At 48.4% G+C, this 14481-nt stretch carries 12 protein-coding genes; all 12 read left to right on the plus strand.

The genetic code is table 11. The features are described 5' to 3' along the window. The first annotated feature begins 43 nt into the window (after positions 1-43). Complete coding sequence (essC, locus tag K3G25_RS14260; protein ID WP_053285186.1) at positions 44-4519, plus strand: type VII secretion protein EssC; 4476 nt, start codon at positions 44-46, stop codon at positions 4517-4519. Next, on the plus strand, positions 4516-7641 hold the full coding sequence (gene esaA / locus K3G25_RS14265; protein WP_232489361.1) for a type VII secretion protein EsaA: 3126 nt from the start codon (positions 4516-4518) through the stop codon (positions 7639-7641). Before essC ends, esaA begins: the two co-directional genes overlap by 4 nt. Before the next feature lie 7 nt (positions 7642-7648). Further along, positions 7649-8122 (plus strand): type VII secretion protein EssA, encoded by a 474-nt coding sequence (gene essA / locus K3G25_RS14270; protein WP_021495371.1) that lies wholly within the window; start codon positions 7649-7651, stop codon positions 8120-8122. Between the two features lie 60 nt (positions 8123-8182). Next, the gene (locus tag K3G25_RS14275) at positions 8183-8914 is read left to right on the plus strand and encodes a (S)-benzoin forming benzil reductase (protein WP_021495370.1); all 732 of its coding nucleotides are present in this window, start codon (positions 8183-8185) and stop codon (positions 8912-8914) included. A gap of 164 nt (positions 8915-9078) precedes the next feature. Further along, positions 9079-9609 carry an HD domain-containing protein gene (locus K3G25_RS14280; RefSeq protein WP_007613450.1) on the plus strand — a complete coding sequence of 177 codons (531 nt, stop codon included), beginning with the start codon at positions 9079-9081 and terminating at the stop codon, positions 9607-9609. A 137-nt stretch (positions 9610-9746) separates the two neighbouring features. Beyond that, positions 9747-9983, plus strand: coding sequence for a DUF2642 domain-containing protein (locus K3G25_RS14285; protein ID WP_014418770.1), 237 nt, complete (start codon positions 9747-9749; stop codon positions 9981-9983). Between the two features lie 135 nt (positions 9984-10118). Further along, on the plus strand, positions 10119-11225 hold the full coding sequence (locus tag K3G25_RS14290; protein ID WP_014418769.1) for an AI-2E family transporter: 1107 nt from the start codon (positions 10119-10121) through the stop codon (positions 11223-11225). Positions 11226-11286: 61 nt separating this feature from the next. Continuing rightward, positions 11287-11508 carry a spore germination protein gene (locus K3G25_RS14295; RefSeq protein WP_014418768.1) on the plus strand — a complete coding sequence of 74 codons (222 nt, stop codon included), beginning with the start codon at positions 11287-11289 and terminating at the stop codon, positions 11506-11508. A 71-nt stretch (positions 11509-11579) separates the two neighbouring features. Then, positions 11580-11828, plus strand: a complete 249-nt coding sequence (locus K3G25_RS14300; protein WP_003152028.1) for a YueH family protein — start codon at positions 11580-11582, stop codon at positions 11826-11828. Between the two features lie 65 nt (positions 11829-11893). Further along, the gene (locus K3G25_RS14305; protein ID WP_003152031.1) at positions 11894-12292 is read left to right on the plus strand and encodes a YueI family protein; all 399 of its coding nucleotides are present in this window, start codon (positions 11894-11896) and stop codon (positions 12290-12292) included. Positions 12293-12388: 96 nt separating this feature from the next. Next, positions 12389-12940, plus strand: coding sequence for a cysteine hydrolase family protein (locus tag K3G25_RS14310; RefSeq protein ID WP_232489362.1), 552 nt, complete (start codon positions 12389-12391; stop codon positions 12938-12940). Between the two features lie 17 nt (positions 12941-12957). After that, positions 12958-14424 (plus strand): nicotinate phosphoribosyltransferase, encoded by a 1467-nt coding sequence (locus K3G25_RS14315; RefSeq protein ID WP_014305722.1) that lies wholly within the window; start codon positions 12958-12960, stop codon positions 14422-14424. Positions 14425-14481: the final 57 nt, after the last annotated feature.

The raw sequence follows: 14481 nt of genomic DNA on the forward strand, positions 1-14481 counted from the left end.
AAATGGCCGCAGGTAACGATCAGGCTGTCAGGAGGTTCGCCATATGAGTCTGTTATGGGTCTTTTACCGAGAGCACGTACAAAAGATTCAGCTGTCTGAACTCCCGCCGTCTCAGCCGATTACGATCGGTCCGGATATGAAAGATACAATCACGTTCGGCACACTTCCGTTACGGCAAAACGCCGCAACCCTTTATCGAAAAGAAACAGATCGTTATGATGTTTTCCTGGGAAATAACTGTGCCGGCGAATTGACAATAGGAAATGAAATGCCCTGCCGGATTGAAGAAGAGACGATGCGGCTTCTGCTCACCCCTGACCGGGAAGAATCCTCCGTCTATTTTATCGGCGGGAAGGATGAGATCGTTTTCTCATCAGAAACAGAGGAAGCGGATATATACAAAGAGCCGTCCTCCGCTCAAACAGGGGCTTTTTATCTGCGAAAGTCGGCAGGATGCTGGTCTGTCGTCCCTGATGGCCAGGACGTTTATGTGAACGGAAAGCTTGCAGAAGCTCCCGAAAGGCTCCGCACGGGAGATGAGCTGCTGTGGAATTTTCTGCGTGTGAGGCTGACGGAGGACGACCTTTTAGAAGTCGTTCATCACGAAAAGCTTCAAACCGGTTTAACCAAAACGGTAAAACCAAGCACCGAAATGAAAAAGAAATACCCGCAATATCGAAGAACGCCGCGCATGGTCTACGATCTTCCAGAAGACCGCGTTTCATTCAGCTTTCCCTCGCAGGAAAGCGAACAGAATAACCGGGGGCTGTGGCTCGTCATTCTGCCTCCTTTGGTCATGCTGATTGTAATGGGGGTTGTCGCCATTATACAGCCGAGGGGCATATTCATCCTTGTCTCTTTGGCGATGTTTATGATGACTCTCATTACGTCCACCGTGCAGTATTTCCGTGAAAAAAACCAGCGGAAAAAACGGGAGGAAAAACGGGAGCGTGTGTACAAGCAGTATTTGGAAAGCAAACGGGAAGAGCTTCAGACGCTGTCGGAAAAACAGCTGCAAGTGCTGACGCATCATTTTCCCCCGTTTGAAAAAATGAAATATTTAACTTCTGAAATCAGCGGCCGCATTTGGGAGAAATCGCTGGAAAGCAGGGATTTTCTGATGCTTCGGCTTGGAACGGGCACGGTCCCGGCAAGCTACGAGATTTCAATGAGCGGCGGAGACCTGGCGAACCGTGATGTGGATGACTTGATGGAGCAGTCGCAGCACATGCAGCGTGTGTATAAAGATATCCGCCATGCGCCCGTGACCGTTGATTTACAAGAAGGGCCGATGGGGCTTGTCGGGAAACCCCAGATCGTCAAAAATGAAATTCACCAGCTGATCGGCCAGCTCGCGTTCTTCAACAGCTACCATGACCTGCGATTTGTCTTTATCTTTCATGAGGACGAATATAAGGAATGGGAATGGATGAAGTGGCTGCCGCAATTTCAGCTGCCTCATATGTATGCGAAAGGATTTATTTACAATGAACAGACCCGCGATCAATTGTTATCGTCCATTTACGAGCTGCTGCGGGAGCGGGATTTGGAAGAAGATAAAGAAAAGAAGATCTTCCAGCCGCATTTTGTCTTTGTCATCACAAATCAGCAGCTGATCGCAGAGCACGTCATTTTAGAATACATCGAAGGCCGGCATGAGCATCTCGGCATCTCGGCAATCATCGCCGCGGAAACGAAGGAAAGCCTGGCGGAAAACATTCACACCCTCGTACGCTACATTAATGAAGATGAGGGAGACATTCTCATTCAGCAGAAAAAAGCGGTACAGATCCCGTTTAAGCTGGACAGGCACGAACGGACAAACAACGAGCGGTTTTCCCGGACGCTTCGGACATTGCACCATCAGGTCGGAATGACGAATTCCATTCCTGAAACGGTCTCATTTCTGGAGCTGTTTCATGCGAAGGAAGTAAAAGAAATCGGCATCAGGCAGAAGTGGGAGACAAGTGAGTCTGCAAAATCGCTGGCTGTTCCGATCGGCTATAAAGGAAAAGACGACATCGTCTATTTAAACCTGCATGAAAAAGCGCACGGGCCGCACGGATTGCTGGCGGGAACGACCGGCTCCGGGAAAAGTGAATTTCTGCAAACGTACATCCTGTCATTGGCCGTTCATTTCCACCCGCATGAAGCGGCGTTTTTGCTGATTGACTATAAGGGCGGAGGAATGGCCCAGCCGTTCCGCAAGATGCCGCACCTTCTCGGAACCATCACGAATATTGAAGGAAGCAGAAACTTCAGTATCAGGGCGCTTGCATCCATTAAAAGCGAGCTGAAAAAACGGCAGCGGCTGTTTGATCAATATCGCGTCAATCACATCAATGACTATACAAAGCTGTATAAACAGGGAGAAACGGATATTCCGATGCCGCACCTGTTTTTGATTTCAGATGAATTCGCCGAGCTGAAAAGCGAAGAGCCTGACTTTATCAGGGAGCTTGTCAGCGCGGCCCGCATCGGACGGAGCCTTGGTGTGCATTTAATTCTCGCCACGCAAAAGCCGGGCGGCATCATTGACGACCAAATATGGAGCAACTCACGCTTTAAGGTCGCGCTGAAAGTGCAGGATGCAAGTGACAGTAAAGAAATCCTGAAAAACAGTGATGCGGCGAATATTACGGTCACCGGACGCGGCTACTTGCAAGTCGGAAATAACGAAGTGTATGAGCAGTTCCAGTCTGCCTGGAGCGGCGCCCCTTACATGGAAGATGTATACGGCACCGAGGATGACATTGCCATCGTTACCGATACCGGCTTAATTCCGCTGTCTGAGGTGGATGCGGATGATGCGGCGAAAAAAGACGCCCCGGCAGAAATAGAAGCCGTAGTCGAAGAAATCGAGCGGATTCAAAATGAAATGGGCATTGAAAAGCTGCCGAGCCCGTGGCTTCCGCCGCTTGCCGAACGTATCCCGCGCACGCTTTACCCTGCGCAGGAAAAAGACCGGTTCTTCATCGCCTGCGTGGATGAGCCTGATCAGCAAAGACAGGCGCCTCTCGCTTATACGATGATGGATGACGGCAACATCGGCATTTTCGGCTCATCCGGCTACGGCAAGTCAGTGGCTGCCATCACCTTCCTGATGAACTTCGCGGAAGGATACACGCCGGAAGAGCTTCATATGTACATCTTTGACTTCGGAAACGGCACGCTTCTGCCATTGGCAAAGCTTCCGCACACCGCAGACTATTTCTTAATGGATCAAATGAGAAAGATCGAAAAATTCATGATCCGCATCAAGGAAGAAATCGAGCGGCGGAAACGGCTGTTCAGAGAAAAAGAAGTCAGCCATATCAAAATGTACAATTCGCTCAGTGAAGAAGAGCTGCCGTTTATATTTATCACAATTGACAATTTCGACATCGTAAAAGATGAAATGCATGAATTGGAAAGCGAATTTATCCAGATTTCACGCGACGGGCAAAGCTTAGGCATTTACTTCCTGCTGACCGCAACGAGGGTAAACGCCGTCCGCCAGTCGCTGTTAAACAACATAAAAACGAAAGTCGTCCATTATTTAATGGATCAGTCAGAAGGATACTCCATTTACGGGCGTCCGCCGTTCAGTCTCGAACCGATCCCGGGCCGCGTCATGATCCAAAAAGAAGAACTGTATTTCGCGCAAATGTTTCTTCCGGCTGAAGCGGAAAATGACCTCGAGATGTTCCAGGCGCTGAAAGCCGATGTCAAAGCATTAGCTGAACGCCACGCCGGAACAGCCGGCCCAGACCCGATTCCGATGCTTCCGGATAGGCTGACGGCCGGCGAATTTTCACTCCGTCTCGGCCCGGAACAAGAACCGTTCCGCATTCCTGTCGGGCTTCATGAGGAAAAGGTCAGCCCTGTGTACTTTGATCTGGGCAAAAATAAACATTGTCTTATTTTGGGCCAGACACAGCGTGGAAAAACAAACATCCTGAAAGTGATGCTGAATCACCTGCTGCGTGAAGGTACGGAACGGGTCGGGCTGTTTGACTCGATTGACCGCGGACTGTCGCAGTATGCGCAGGAAACAAAGGTCAGCTATCTGGACACAAAAGAAGACGTCCGGCAGTGGATCGAAACGGCAGAAGCCATTTTCACGGAGCGCGAAGCTCAGTATGCGCAGGCCGTCAAAAATGGCGATGTGCACAAACTCAGTTTCTCTCCGGTCGTGTTAATGGCCGACGGCATTACAAGATTCCAGCAGACGATCGACACCGCCATTCAGGACAAACTGGCGATGTTTATGAAATCTTACGCGCATGTGGGCTTCAGTTTTATTCCGGCGGGCAATCACAGCGAATTCTCAAAAGGCTATGATTCCTTAACGACGGAAATGAAACAGATCCGCCACGCGATGCTGCTTGTGAAAAAATCCGAACAAAATGTCATTCCGCTGCCTTACCAAAGGCAGGAACCGGACATTCAGCCGGGCTTCGGCTATTTGGTTGAAAACGGGAAGGAGCAAAAAATCCAAATACCTTTATGTTCAGCGGAAAGGGAGGCCGTCAGATGACTGAACAACGAAAAAGCCTGATCAAATTAATAGCCGCGGTCGTCATCATTCTGCTGCTGCCGGTGCTGTTTTTCCGGTTTATCGGCGATGACCCGGGAAAACAAAAAATCAACGCCACCCGCCAAATCGCAGTCGTGAATGAAGACATGGGCTTACAAACAGATGAAAATGAGGAAGAGGAATCCGTCCATTTCGGCAAAGAAGTAGCGGCCGCTCTCGGCGGCCGTCCGGATTATTCATGGACGGTTGTCAACAGGAGCGCGGCTGAAAACGGCCTGGCGGCTAAGAAGTATGACGCCGTCGTTTACATTCCATCCGATTTTTCAAAAGATATCTTAAGCTATGACAAGGAGCGTCCGCAAAAAGCCACGCTGACATTCAATATTCAAAGCAACCTGAACGCCGTCAACAAAGAAAAAGTGCAGCGTGAGCTAGAAGACGCCCAAAAATCAATGAATAAAAAAATGTCGGCATTATATTGGAATTTCGTCTCACAAAAAGTGAACAATGTCCGAGGCGATTTTGACAAGATCGTCAATAAAGAATCAGAATTTCAAAACGTTATGTACAATTTTTACAAGCCGAGCTCCAATGACTTGGCAGGTGAAATCAAACGGCAAAAAGACCTGATTGACGAACTGAAAAAATCAATGAATGAAGCGCAGGGCGCGGCAAAAGAAAAATTGACCTCGGCAGATGAAGCCAAAACCACGCTCAAAGACTTTGCCGATACGGTCGAGCGCTATAAACAATATCAAGAAAATCAGAAAAAACTGCTGATGGCCGCGCAGGAACAAAATCAAAAGCAAATCACAACCGGACTGAATGCCATTAAAGCACAGCAGGCCGCCAACCAGTTCAGCACGATGATGAGCGGGCTGTCTTCAGGCATAAACCAGGCGCAGACACAGCTTGCCCAGACGGGATCGGCTCTTTTTGCCGCCCAACAGGTGAGAGAAGCGCAGGTTCCTGATCAGGAACGCGGGATGGCGAATATTCAATCCAATTTACTGGACAATTATTTGACTCAATATAAAGCTCAAGCAAGATTTGAAACACTGAACAGCATCCAAACCCTTATGAAAAGGGATCGGCAGGCATTAACCGTTCCGGAAAAGGACCCGGGGGATGACGGCTCGGATGAACCGAAAGAAGAAGAAAAACCGGAAGAAGAAAAACCCGGCGATCTGAAAATTGACCTTGACGATCAGCGTGACGAGTTAAAACGCATCTCCGCTGAAATCAATCACATTTCTGACGGATTAAAAGAACCGGAAAAAGAAAAACCGGAACCCGAAAACCCGGGCCAAGGCGATGACGGTGAAAACTCCGGCGATACCGATCCGAATAACGGAACGAATCCCGGAGAAGACGGAAAAACGGAAGACGGCACAAAAGAAGAGCAGCCTGCTTCTGATAACACAGGCGATCAGGAGCCAAAAACCGTCCAGACCGCGACAGCCGCTAAAAACGTCACTCCGCCTGCTGATGAGCCGGCGGACGATCCGAACGATTCTGAAGGGGACGGCGGCACAGACATATCTGAGGCGAAAGAAAGGCTGAACCAAGCCGCAGAGCGGATTCAGCAAATTGAAAAAGAGCTGGAAGAGAAACAGCAGACTCATAATGAAGAACTGAAAAAACGTCTCGATGCTCTTGATGAAGAAATCCAAGGCCTTAAAAAGCAGATTGCCAAAGTTGAAAAACGGGCGGAGAAATTACAGGAAGATCTTGAAAAAACAGTAGAAAAGAGAAAACAAGACTTCAATACCATTTACAGAATGATTGTAAGAACAGAACAGAACATTTTGAACTACCCGTCATTGGATAGCGGCCGCAAATCTGCTCTTGAACAGATATTTGCCGCTGATATCAATACAAAAGAAATATCCGATTTAATGAGTTACTATAATGATTTATCCCTGTATGAGGCGACACTTTATCACTCTCTTGACGCGGGCTCGCTGCCTGATGTGAAAAACAGGGTGCTGAAAGCCCAGCAAGGCGAAGTTCAAACCGTTCTCGCCATCAAACCGGTGGAAACGGCAAGCTGGGAAAACCTGAAAAACAACAAGATGCAGACAGATGAAGACATCAGCAATTTCATTAAAGGCATGACCGAATTCTCGGATAACTACAGCTCGTATATCAGAGATGAACAAGCCGGAGTGCTCGATGAGCTCGCCAGCATTTCAGACAGCGCGGCGAAAGCATCCGATCAGCTGGCTGAAGGCGCTGTGCAGGAAGCGGCCGCATTCAGCGGAGACGGATTAACCGGAACGATGGCGCTCGGCGCTCAGGATACCGTCGGCCGCGAAGTCCTGCAAATGTCTGACACGATGGGCCATCTGTCAGAACGCCAGTCCGGCATCATCAGCTATACCGACAATATGCAGCAAAGCGTAAATGACGTCCAGCAAAAAGCGGACACCCTGAACAGCAACTGGGGCAAAAACGTCAATTCCACGAAATTGATCAGAAATGACGTGTACGGCATTTTAGGGAACGCGCTCGTTGACGGACAGGAAAACGGCTACGTTTATGATTATCTCGCCAACCCGCTTAAAATCAGCGGAGAGGTGCCGGAAGACCGGGTTCAGAATGTTCCGCCGGTCGTCATTTTGGTGATCGTCCTGATCAGCAGTCTTCTGATCGGCTATTTCAGCTCGTATTATCAGCAGGCGCCGCTTCTTGTCAAAGGCGCGCTCTTTGGGATTTTAAACATTATGGTCGGATTGATGATCAGTCTGTTCGGTCTGAATATCTACTCGCTTCCGGACGATCAGACGATTAAATGGTCAGTCTTTACGATTCTCTTGCTTGCGGCGAGTTCAGCTTTTATCCGGGCAGCCTTTGTCTTCAGCTCGATTACCGGATGGATCGCATCATCAGCGCTCATTCTCTTTTATGTGGCGCCTTTGATCGACCTGATTATGCCGAACTTCACCTTTGACAGTCCGGTTTCGAAAGTCTATATCGATATTCAATACGGAACGGGCCATCTGTTTGCGATGGGGGTAACGGTTCTTGCGATCATTACGCTGATTGCGGCGGCGCTTCCGCTCGTCATTCGGCTGTTTGCGGAAAAAACGGAGGAAAGTGATCAGTCTTATGAGGCGTAACACGTTCATGGAAAAAGGATTGCTGCTGTTTGCTCTCTCCTTTTTCCTTTTCCTTCCCCAAGCCGCAGCCGCGAATGAGGAAAATACTGATGTCAAGCCGAATGAATATGAAAAGAAAGACATTGAAATTCGTACGGATTACCTGCACGACGATGCCTACTCTGAGGAAAAAACGGCGCTTCCGAAAGAACAGAAGGATATCACCTTTGATCAGCCGGCCGAAAACCCGGATGACAAACTGATATCAAATTTGTTTACATCGTCAGACACGGAGCCGAATACGATCAAAGCGCAATCGAAAAAACTGGGTATCACATTTGCCGAGCCGGCGGTGAGGCGTACCTCGGCAGATATGGAAACGGAAGAGAAAAAGACTTCTTTTCTGCTGCCTGTCATTTATGCCGTCTTGATACTCCTCGGGATTGCGGCCATGATCTATCTGATCCCGAAAGTCACGGCGCAGGAAAAGGCAAAGCGGTAAACGGATCGCTTGTGTTTGCGGGAAGACAGCCCGTAAAATAAGAAAAAAAGGAGGAGTTTCATGCAGTTTTTTCTTATAACAGGCGCGTCAAAAGGCTTGGGCCGGGCGCTTACGGAACAGGCGCTTCAAGAAGGAGCCGAAGTCGCCGCGCTTTCAAGAACGATAAGCGGGGAAAAGCGCGAGGGACTGACAGAATACAGTGTTGATCTAACCGACCTGGCAGATACCGGGCGGCAGATGAAGGCGATTCTTGATCAAGCAGAGGAGAAGGGGTACTCCGCCGTCACACTGATCAACAATGCCGGAATGGTGGAACCGATCAAGCGGGCGAAAGAGGCTTCCGCCGAAGAATTGAACCGCCATTACACCCTTAATCTGACGGCGCCCGTTTTGCTCAGCCAAATGTTCACAAAGCGTTTCGAAGCGTTCAGCGGCAGCAAAACAATTGTCAACATCACATCGGGCGCGGCGAAAAATCCTTATAAAGGCTGGAGCGCGTATTGCAGCTCAAAAGCGGGGCTTGAGATGTTTACGAGAACATTCGGGTTTGAACAGGAAGATGAAGAACTGCCGGTCCGCATGATCTCATTCTCGCCGGGAGTGATGGATACAGACATGCAGGCTGTCATCCGTTCTTCGTCAAAAGAAGATTTCCATGACATCGAACGGTTCCGCAATCTGAAAGAAACGAAAAACCTCAGAAGTCCTGAATACATCGCCGGCGTCATTCACTCACTGATCGCGGGCGAGCCGGAAAACGGACGGATATACGATATCAAAGAATTTTTGTAGAGCAGCTTTCACGCTGCTCTTTTTTGTTTGTACAATCACTTCGGAGTCCGGCGGCATATGATGAATGAAACAACGTATAAGGGGTATAAGAAATGTATCAGATGAATTGAGTTTCTTCTCGATTTATGTTAGGATTCTAAAAATATAAATAAGGAGGGGTTTCCATGAGAAATGTAACGTTAATGGATGTCTTCACCCATCCAATCGCACAAAAGTATTTACAGCGTTCCGGTGTCGCCCATGCGATCGCCTGCGCGTTTCATGCATACCGTCTTGCCGTAAAAGCAGGTGTCAGCCCGGATCTTGCGGCGAAAGCGGCTTTACTGCATGACGTCGGCCATTATGAATGGTACACAGACGGCAAATGGGATTATGAAAAGTACAGAAGAAACGATATCCATGCCATTAAAGGCGCGGAACGGGCGCATAAGCTGCTCATCCGGCTCGGTGAAGAACCGAAAGCGGCGAAGGACATTGCGCTGGCGATTCTGCTTCACACCGATTCCTATCTGCCTGAAGGCGAACTGGACAAGAATACGCTCCAGCAAATCGTGAAACAAGCGGATGAACTCGATGAAGAACCCGGCGGACATCACCATTACCGCCAAATGGATCACACGGCCGCGCTCAAACAAATCCAAAAGCTTGATCAGTTAATTGACCAAGCCCAATATCCCATAAGAAGCTCAGTCTAGGCCACTCATGCGGCCTTTTCCGCTTACATAACTCCGCATGCTCACTAACACCTTTTCCGCTCCGATAGACGTACTGTGTCAAAGCCTTTGTCCGCTGCATATGCTGAAGGAAAACATAGTAAAGGGGATCAGCGAAAATGGCCCATCAAGGAAGCCCGCAAATCGTCTCGTTAGTGGACCCTTACGTTTATCAGACCATCCATAAGCTTATCGGCTCAAGGTTTATTATTCAAACCGTCAGACGCATTATCAGAGGACGGCTGATTGATGCCACTCCGGATCACATCGCCATTGAAGAAACGCATGACCGTGTATTTTATATCAGAAACCGCCATGTGGTTTCCGTCATGCCTGATTATACCGAACGCGTGTAACAGCCCGAATAAGGCGCAAACCGGAGGCGGCTCTATAGAACCCCGGTGCGTCTTCTTTTTGAGATACATAGATGCACGGCGGCTTTTTTTGGTACAATCACAGTACAAGTTCACATAACAATAGGAGGAAACCGCTTGTTGAAATCAAAGGTCCATTTTTGGACGCTGCAAATTTTGCTCGTTTTGCTCATTATTTACGTATCAACGAAAGTCTCGTTTATTTTTCAGCCGTTTTTCGGTTTTATCACCACTCTGTTTTTCCCGATTTTGATCTCGGGCATTTTGTTTTTCATTTTTAATCCGATCGTGCGCCTGCTTGAGAAAAAAATCCCCCGGACATTAGCGATCCTGCTCATTTATCTCGTTTTCATCGGCCTGATTGCCTTTATGTTCACCGCCATCGGACCGATTGTGGCTTCCCAGGTCACGGGGCTGATTAACAATTTCCCTGATTACATTCATCAGATTCAAGTCTTGACGGCGCAATTATCCCATTCCAAATGGTTTACGTGGATGATGACGCAGGATTATGTGTCGATAGAAAAAATCCAGCAGTCTCTGACGGGATTTTTACAAAGCCTTCCGCAAAATATTACGGCAAGCCTGTCGGCCGTGTTCGGCGTCGTTACGAATATCACGCTTGTCGTGATCACCGTTCCGTTCATTTTGTTTTATATGCTGAAGGACGGCCGGCGGTTTCCGCTCTTGGCGGTCAAAATCCTGCCTTCTTCCTACCGGGCGGAAGGCAGGAAAATATTTAACGACTTATATGTCACATTGGCCGCCTATTTCCAAGGCCAGCTGCTGATTTGTCTCTTTGTCGGAACGGCATGCTTTATCGGATATTGGATCATCGGCCTGCAGTATGCGTTAATTCTCGGGATGGTGATCGCCGTCACCAATATCATTCCGTACCTGGGGCCGTTTCTCGGGGCGGCGCCCGCGGTGATTATCGCGTTTATGGATTCGCCGGCTAAGGCGCTGTTTGCCGTTATTGTTGTCGTTGTCGTCCAGCAGCTTGACGGGAACCTGCTTTCTCCGCTTGTCATCGGGAAACGGCTGAATACCCACCCGCTCACCATTATTCTTCTGCTTATCGGAGCGGGCAGTTTCGGCGGCATTCTCGCAATGATTCTGGCCGTGCCGGTTTACGCGGTTTTAAAAGCTTTCGTCTTAAATATCGTCCGGCTTATCAAACTTCGTCAGCGGTCAAAGCTCGAAGACAGCCGCAAGCCGAAATAAAAACGGGCACAACTCCCGATGCAGCGCATAAAATGCTGTAAAGAAAAGCGGAGGTGTGGGTATGCCTGCAATTGTGGGACCGATTTATATTATGAGTTTAGCCGGAGACGCTGCGGCGAGCTTCGGTGACGTGTTTGCCATTTCTCCCAAAGCCGTTGACCACTCAGGCGCGGGGGCAGGGGCGTTTCATTCCGGAGATTTTATCAAAGTTACTAATAAATTCAGCAAAACGCGCTTTGAAGACATCGATGTGTTTGACGAACCTGATTGGTTTAACGCGTGACAGCCTCCTTTTAGGAGGCTGTCGCTTTTTTGTAGTATAATAGAATCAGTCTTTATAAAAGGGGAATTTTTATGAAAATCAGAAAAGCGAATATTACCGTGCAGTCCGGAATGATCGGTGATGTATATCTGCATGAAAATAAAAAAGAACAGCATACCCTTGTAGCCGTTCCGGAACTTGAGTGGAGCACGATCATTTCCTATGAGGAAGAGAAAAAGGCGCTGGCGCAGCGGCTTTTACAATCATTCAGCAAGCTGATTGAAGAAGAGCCCGCCGGAGAGCTCGCCGGCAAGATCTCCCATTGGGTGGCTGAAATGTAACGAAGCGGTTTACCGCGTCCCGTCCGGGGAGATAATTGTAAAACAAGCTGAGGAGGGACAGGCCGATGAGCGACAAAACGGTTGACCTTTATTTACAGCAGGGGATGTACGGCCCTCTGCAGACGAAACCGGATGAACGCCATTTATTTTTAGGCTCGTTGCGTGAAAGAGTCATCATTGCCCTGACGAAGGGGCAGGTGCTGCAAAAGCAGCCTTATGAAGAAGTGAAACAGGCGCTGAAAAGCCGAAAAGACGCGGTGCTCTATATAAACGGAAGGCTCCCGTATCATGCTTATTCACCATATATGAAGCTTGCCGCACTTGCCGGTGTCCGAAGCTCCGTCATATCGGACCTTCAATTCGAAACGCCGCTCGGCCTGGTTTTTGCCGCCGATTATGCCGTGAACCTTGACGGCATTTACGTACAGGATGACATTTTTCAGCGCTCACTCCTGAAATCTTAAAAGGGCAAAACACCGTTTGTCATTTTACAATGCCAATTCACTTACAAGTGGAGATAGGATATAATGGTTTTCATATGAATGGCGGGGAGGCCGGCTATGAAAAAAGCATTTATATGCATTGATTATACGAATGATTTTGCAGCAGAGAACGGGGCATTAACCTGCGGAGAACCCGCGAGACAGATTGAAGATACGATTGTCAGTTTGACGCAAGCATTTATAGAAAACGGTGATTACGTTGTCTTTGCGGTAGATTCGCATGATGCAGACGATGATTTTCATCCCGAGACACGCCTGTTTCCTCCGCATAATATCAACGGCACGGAGGGCAAAGAGCTGTACGGAAGGCTATCGCCTCTTTATGAGAAACATAAACACGCAAAAAACGTAAATTATATAGAAAAAACGAGATATTCTGCTTTTGCGGGAACGGATTTAGAGCTGAAACTGCGGGAACGGCAGATCACTGAGCTGCATCTTGCGGGCCTGTGCACGGACATCTGCGTTCTTCACACGGCGGTTGACGCCTACAACAAGGGCTTTCAGATCGTCATTCATCAAAACGCTGTGGCCAGCTTTAATCCGGAAGGGCATGAATGGGCCCTGTCCCATTTTAAGAACAGCATCGGAGCGCAAGTGGCAGAGTAAGGAAGGGGAAAATAATTTTGGTGGAGCATGGTTTTAAAGACGACAGTTTGTCTTTACATACAGATCTTTATCAAATTAATATGGCCGAAACGTACTGGAGAGACGGCATTCATGAGAAAAAAGCGATTTTTGAGCTTTTTTTCAGAAAGCTTCCCTTTGAAAACGGCTATGCGGTATTTGCGGGCTTAGAAAAAGCAATCGAATACTTGGAGAACTTCAAATTTACCGACAGCGATCTGAATTATTTAAAAACGGAATTGCACTATGCTGATGATTTCATTGATTATTTACGGGATCTTTCTTTTACCGGATCTCTTTACAGCATGAAAGAAGGCGAGCTCGTTTTTAACAACGAACCGATTATGCGGGTCGAAGCGCCCCTGATCGAAGCCCAGCTGATTGAGACGGCTCTGCTTAACATTGTGAATTACCAAACATTAATCGCCACGAAAGCGGCCCGCATTAAAGGCGTTGTCGGTGACGAAGACGCCCTCGAATTCGGAACGCGGCGCGCCCATGAAATGGATGCGGCTATGTGGGGAGCGAGAGCGGCTCTGATCGGCGGCTTCAGCGCAACGAGTAATGTAAGAGCCGGAAAGCGTTTTAATATACCGGTATCCGGCACGCACGCTCATGCGCTCGTACAAGCGTACCGCGATGAATATACGGCATTTAAGAAATATGCGGAGACCCACAAAGACTGCGTATTTCTCGTAGATACGTACGATACGATCCGTTCGGGCATGCCGAATGCGATTAAAGTCGCAAAGGAATTCGGCGACCGGATCAACTTCATCGGCATCCGCCTGGACAGCGGGGACTTGGCGTACCTGTCAAAAAAAGCGCGTGAAATGCTTGATGAAGCGGGTTTCACAGACGCAAAGGTCATTGCTTCAAGCGATCTTGACGAGCACACGATATTAAATCTGAAATCCCAAGGAGCGAAAATCGATACGTGGGGCATCGGCACGAAGCTGATTACCGCATACGATCAGCCGGCCCTCGGCGCGGTTTACAAGCTTGTCGCCATTGAAGAGGACGGCAAACTGACTGACACCATTAAAATTTCGTCAAACCCTGAAAAAGTGACAACGCCGGGAAGAAAGAGAGTATACCGGATTATCAACAAGCTGAATCACCACTCGGAAGGTGATTATATCGCGCTTTATGACGAGCGGGTAAATGATCAGAAACGCTTAAAAATGTTCCATCCCGTCCACACGTTCGTCAGCAAATTCGTCACTGATTTCTATGCGAAAGACCTGCATGAGCCGATCTTTGAAAACGGCGTTTTATGCTATGATAATCCCGAAATTACCGACATCCAGCAATACGTGCAGGATAACCTCAAACTTCTGTGGGAGGAATACAAACGGATCAGCAAGCCGGAAGAATATCCGGTCGATTTAAGCGAAGACTGCTGGAGCAACAAGATGCAGCGGATTCATGAAATCAAAAGCAAGCTGAAACGGGAACTTGAATAGAAGACAAAGCGGCCTTTCCTTTCTCTGGAAAGGCCTTTTTGTTGTGATAATATTTTT

The sequence above is a fragment of the Bacillus sp. FCW2 genome (assembly GCF_021228595.1).
Classification (GTDB): Bacteria; Bacillota; Bacilli; order Bacillales; family Bacillaceae; genus Bacillus; species Bacillus velezensis.

What these genes read in the sequence shown, in the direction of transcription:
- K3G25_RS14285 (WP_014418770.1), top strand. Translation starts at nt 9,747, where the DNA reads ATGGCCCATCAAGGAAGCCCGCAAATCGTCTCGTTAGTGGACCCTTAC.
- K3G25_RS14300 (WP_003152028.1), top strand. Translation starts at nt 11,580, where the DNA reads ATGAAAATCAGAAAAGCGAATATTACCGTGCAGTCCGGAATGATCGGT.
- essC (WP_053285186.1), top strand. Translation starts at nt 44, where the DNA reads ATGAGTCTGTTATGGGTCTTTTACCGAGAGCACGTACAAAAGATTCAG.
- essA (WP_021495371.1), top strand. Translation starts at nt 7,649, where the DNA reads ATGGAAAAAGGATTGCTGCTGTTTGCTCTCTCCTTTTTCCTTTTCCTT.
- K3G25_RS14280 (WP_007613450.1), top strand. Translation starts at nt 9,079, where the DNA reads ATGAGAAATGTAACGTTAATGGATGTCTTCACCCATCCAATCGCACAA.
- K3G25_RS14275 (WP_021495370.1), top strand. Translation starts at nt 8,183, where the DNA reads ATGCAGTTTTTTCTTATAACAGGCGCGTCAAAAGGCTTGGGCCGGGCG.
- esaA (WP_232489361.1), top strand. Translation starts at nt 4,516, where the DNA reads ATGACTGAACAACGAAAAAGCCTGATCAAATTAATAGCCGCGGTCGTC.
- K3G25_RS14310 (WP_232489362.1), top strand. Translation starts at nt 12,389, where the DNA reads ATGAAAAAAGCATTTATATGCATTGATTATACGAATGATTTTGCAGCA.
- K3G25_RS14305 (WP_003152031.1), top strand. Translation starts at nt 11,894, where the DNA reads ATGAGCGACAAAACGGTTGACCTTTATTTACAGCAGGGGATGTACGGC.
- K3G25_RS14295 (WP_014418768.1), top strand. Translation starts at nt 11,287, where the DNA reads ATGCCTGCAATTGTGGGACCGATTTATATTATGAGTTTAGCCGGAGAC.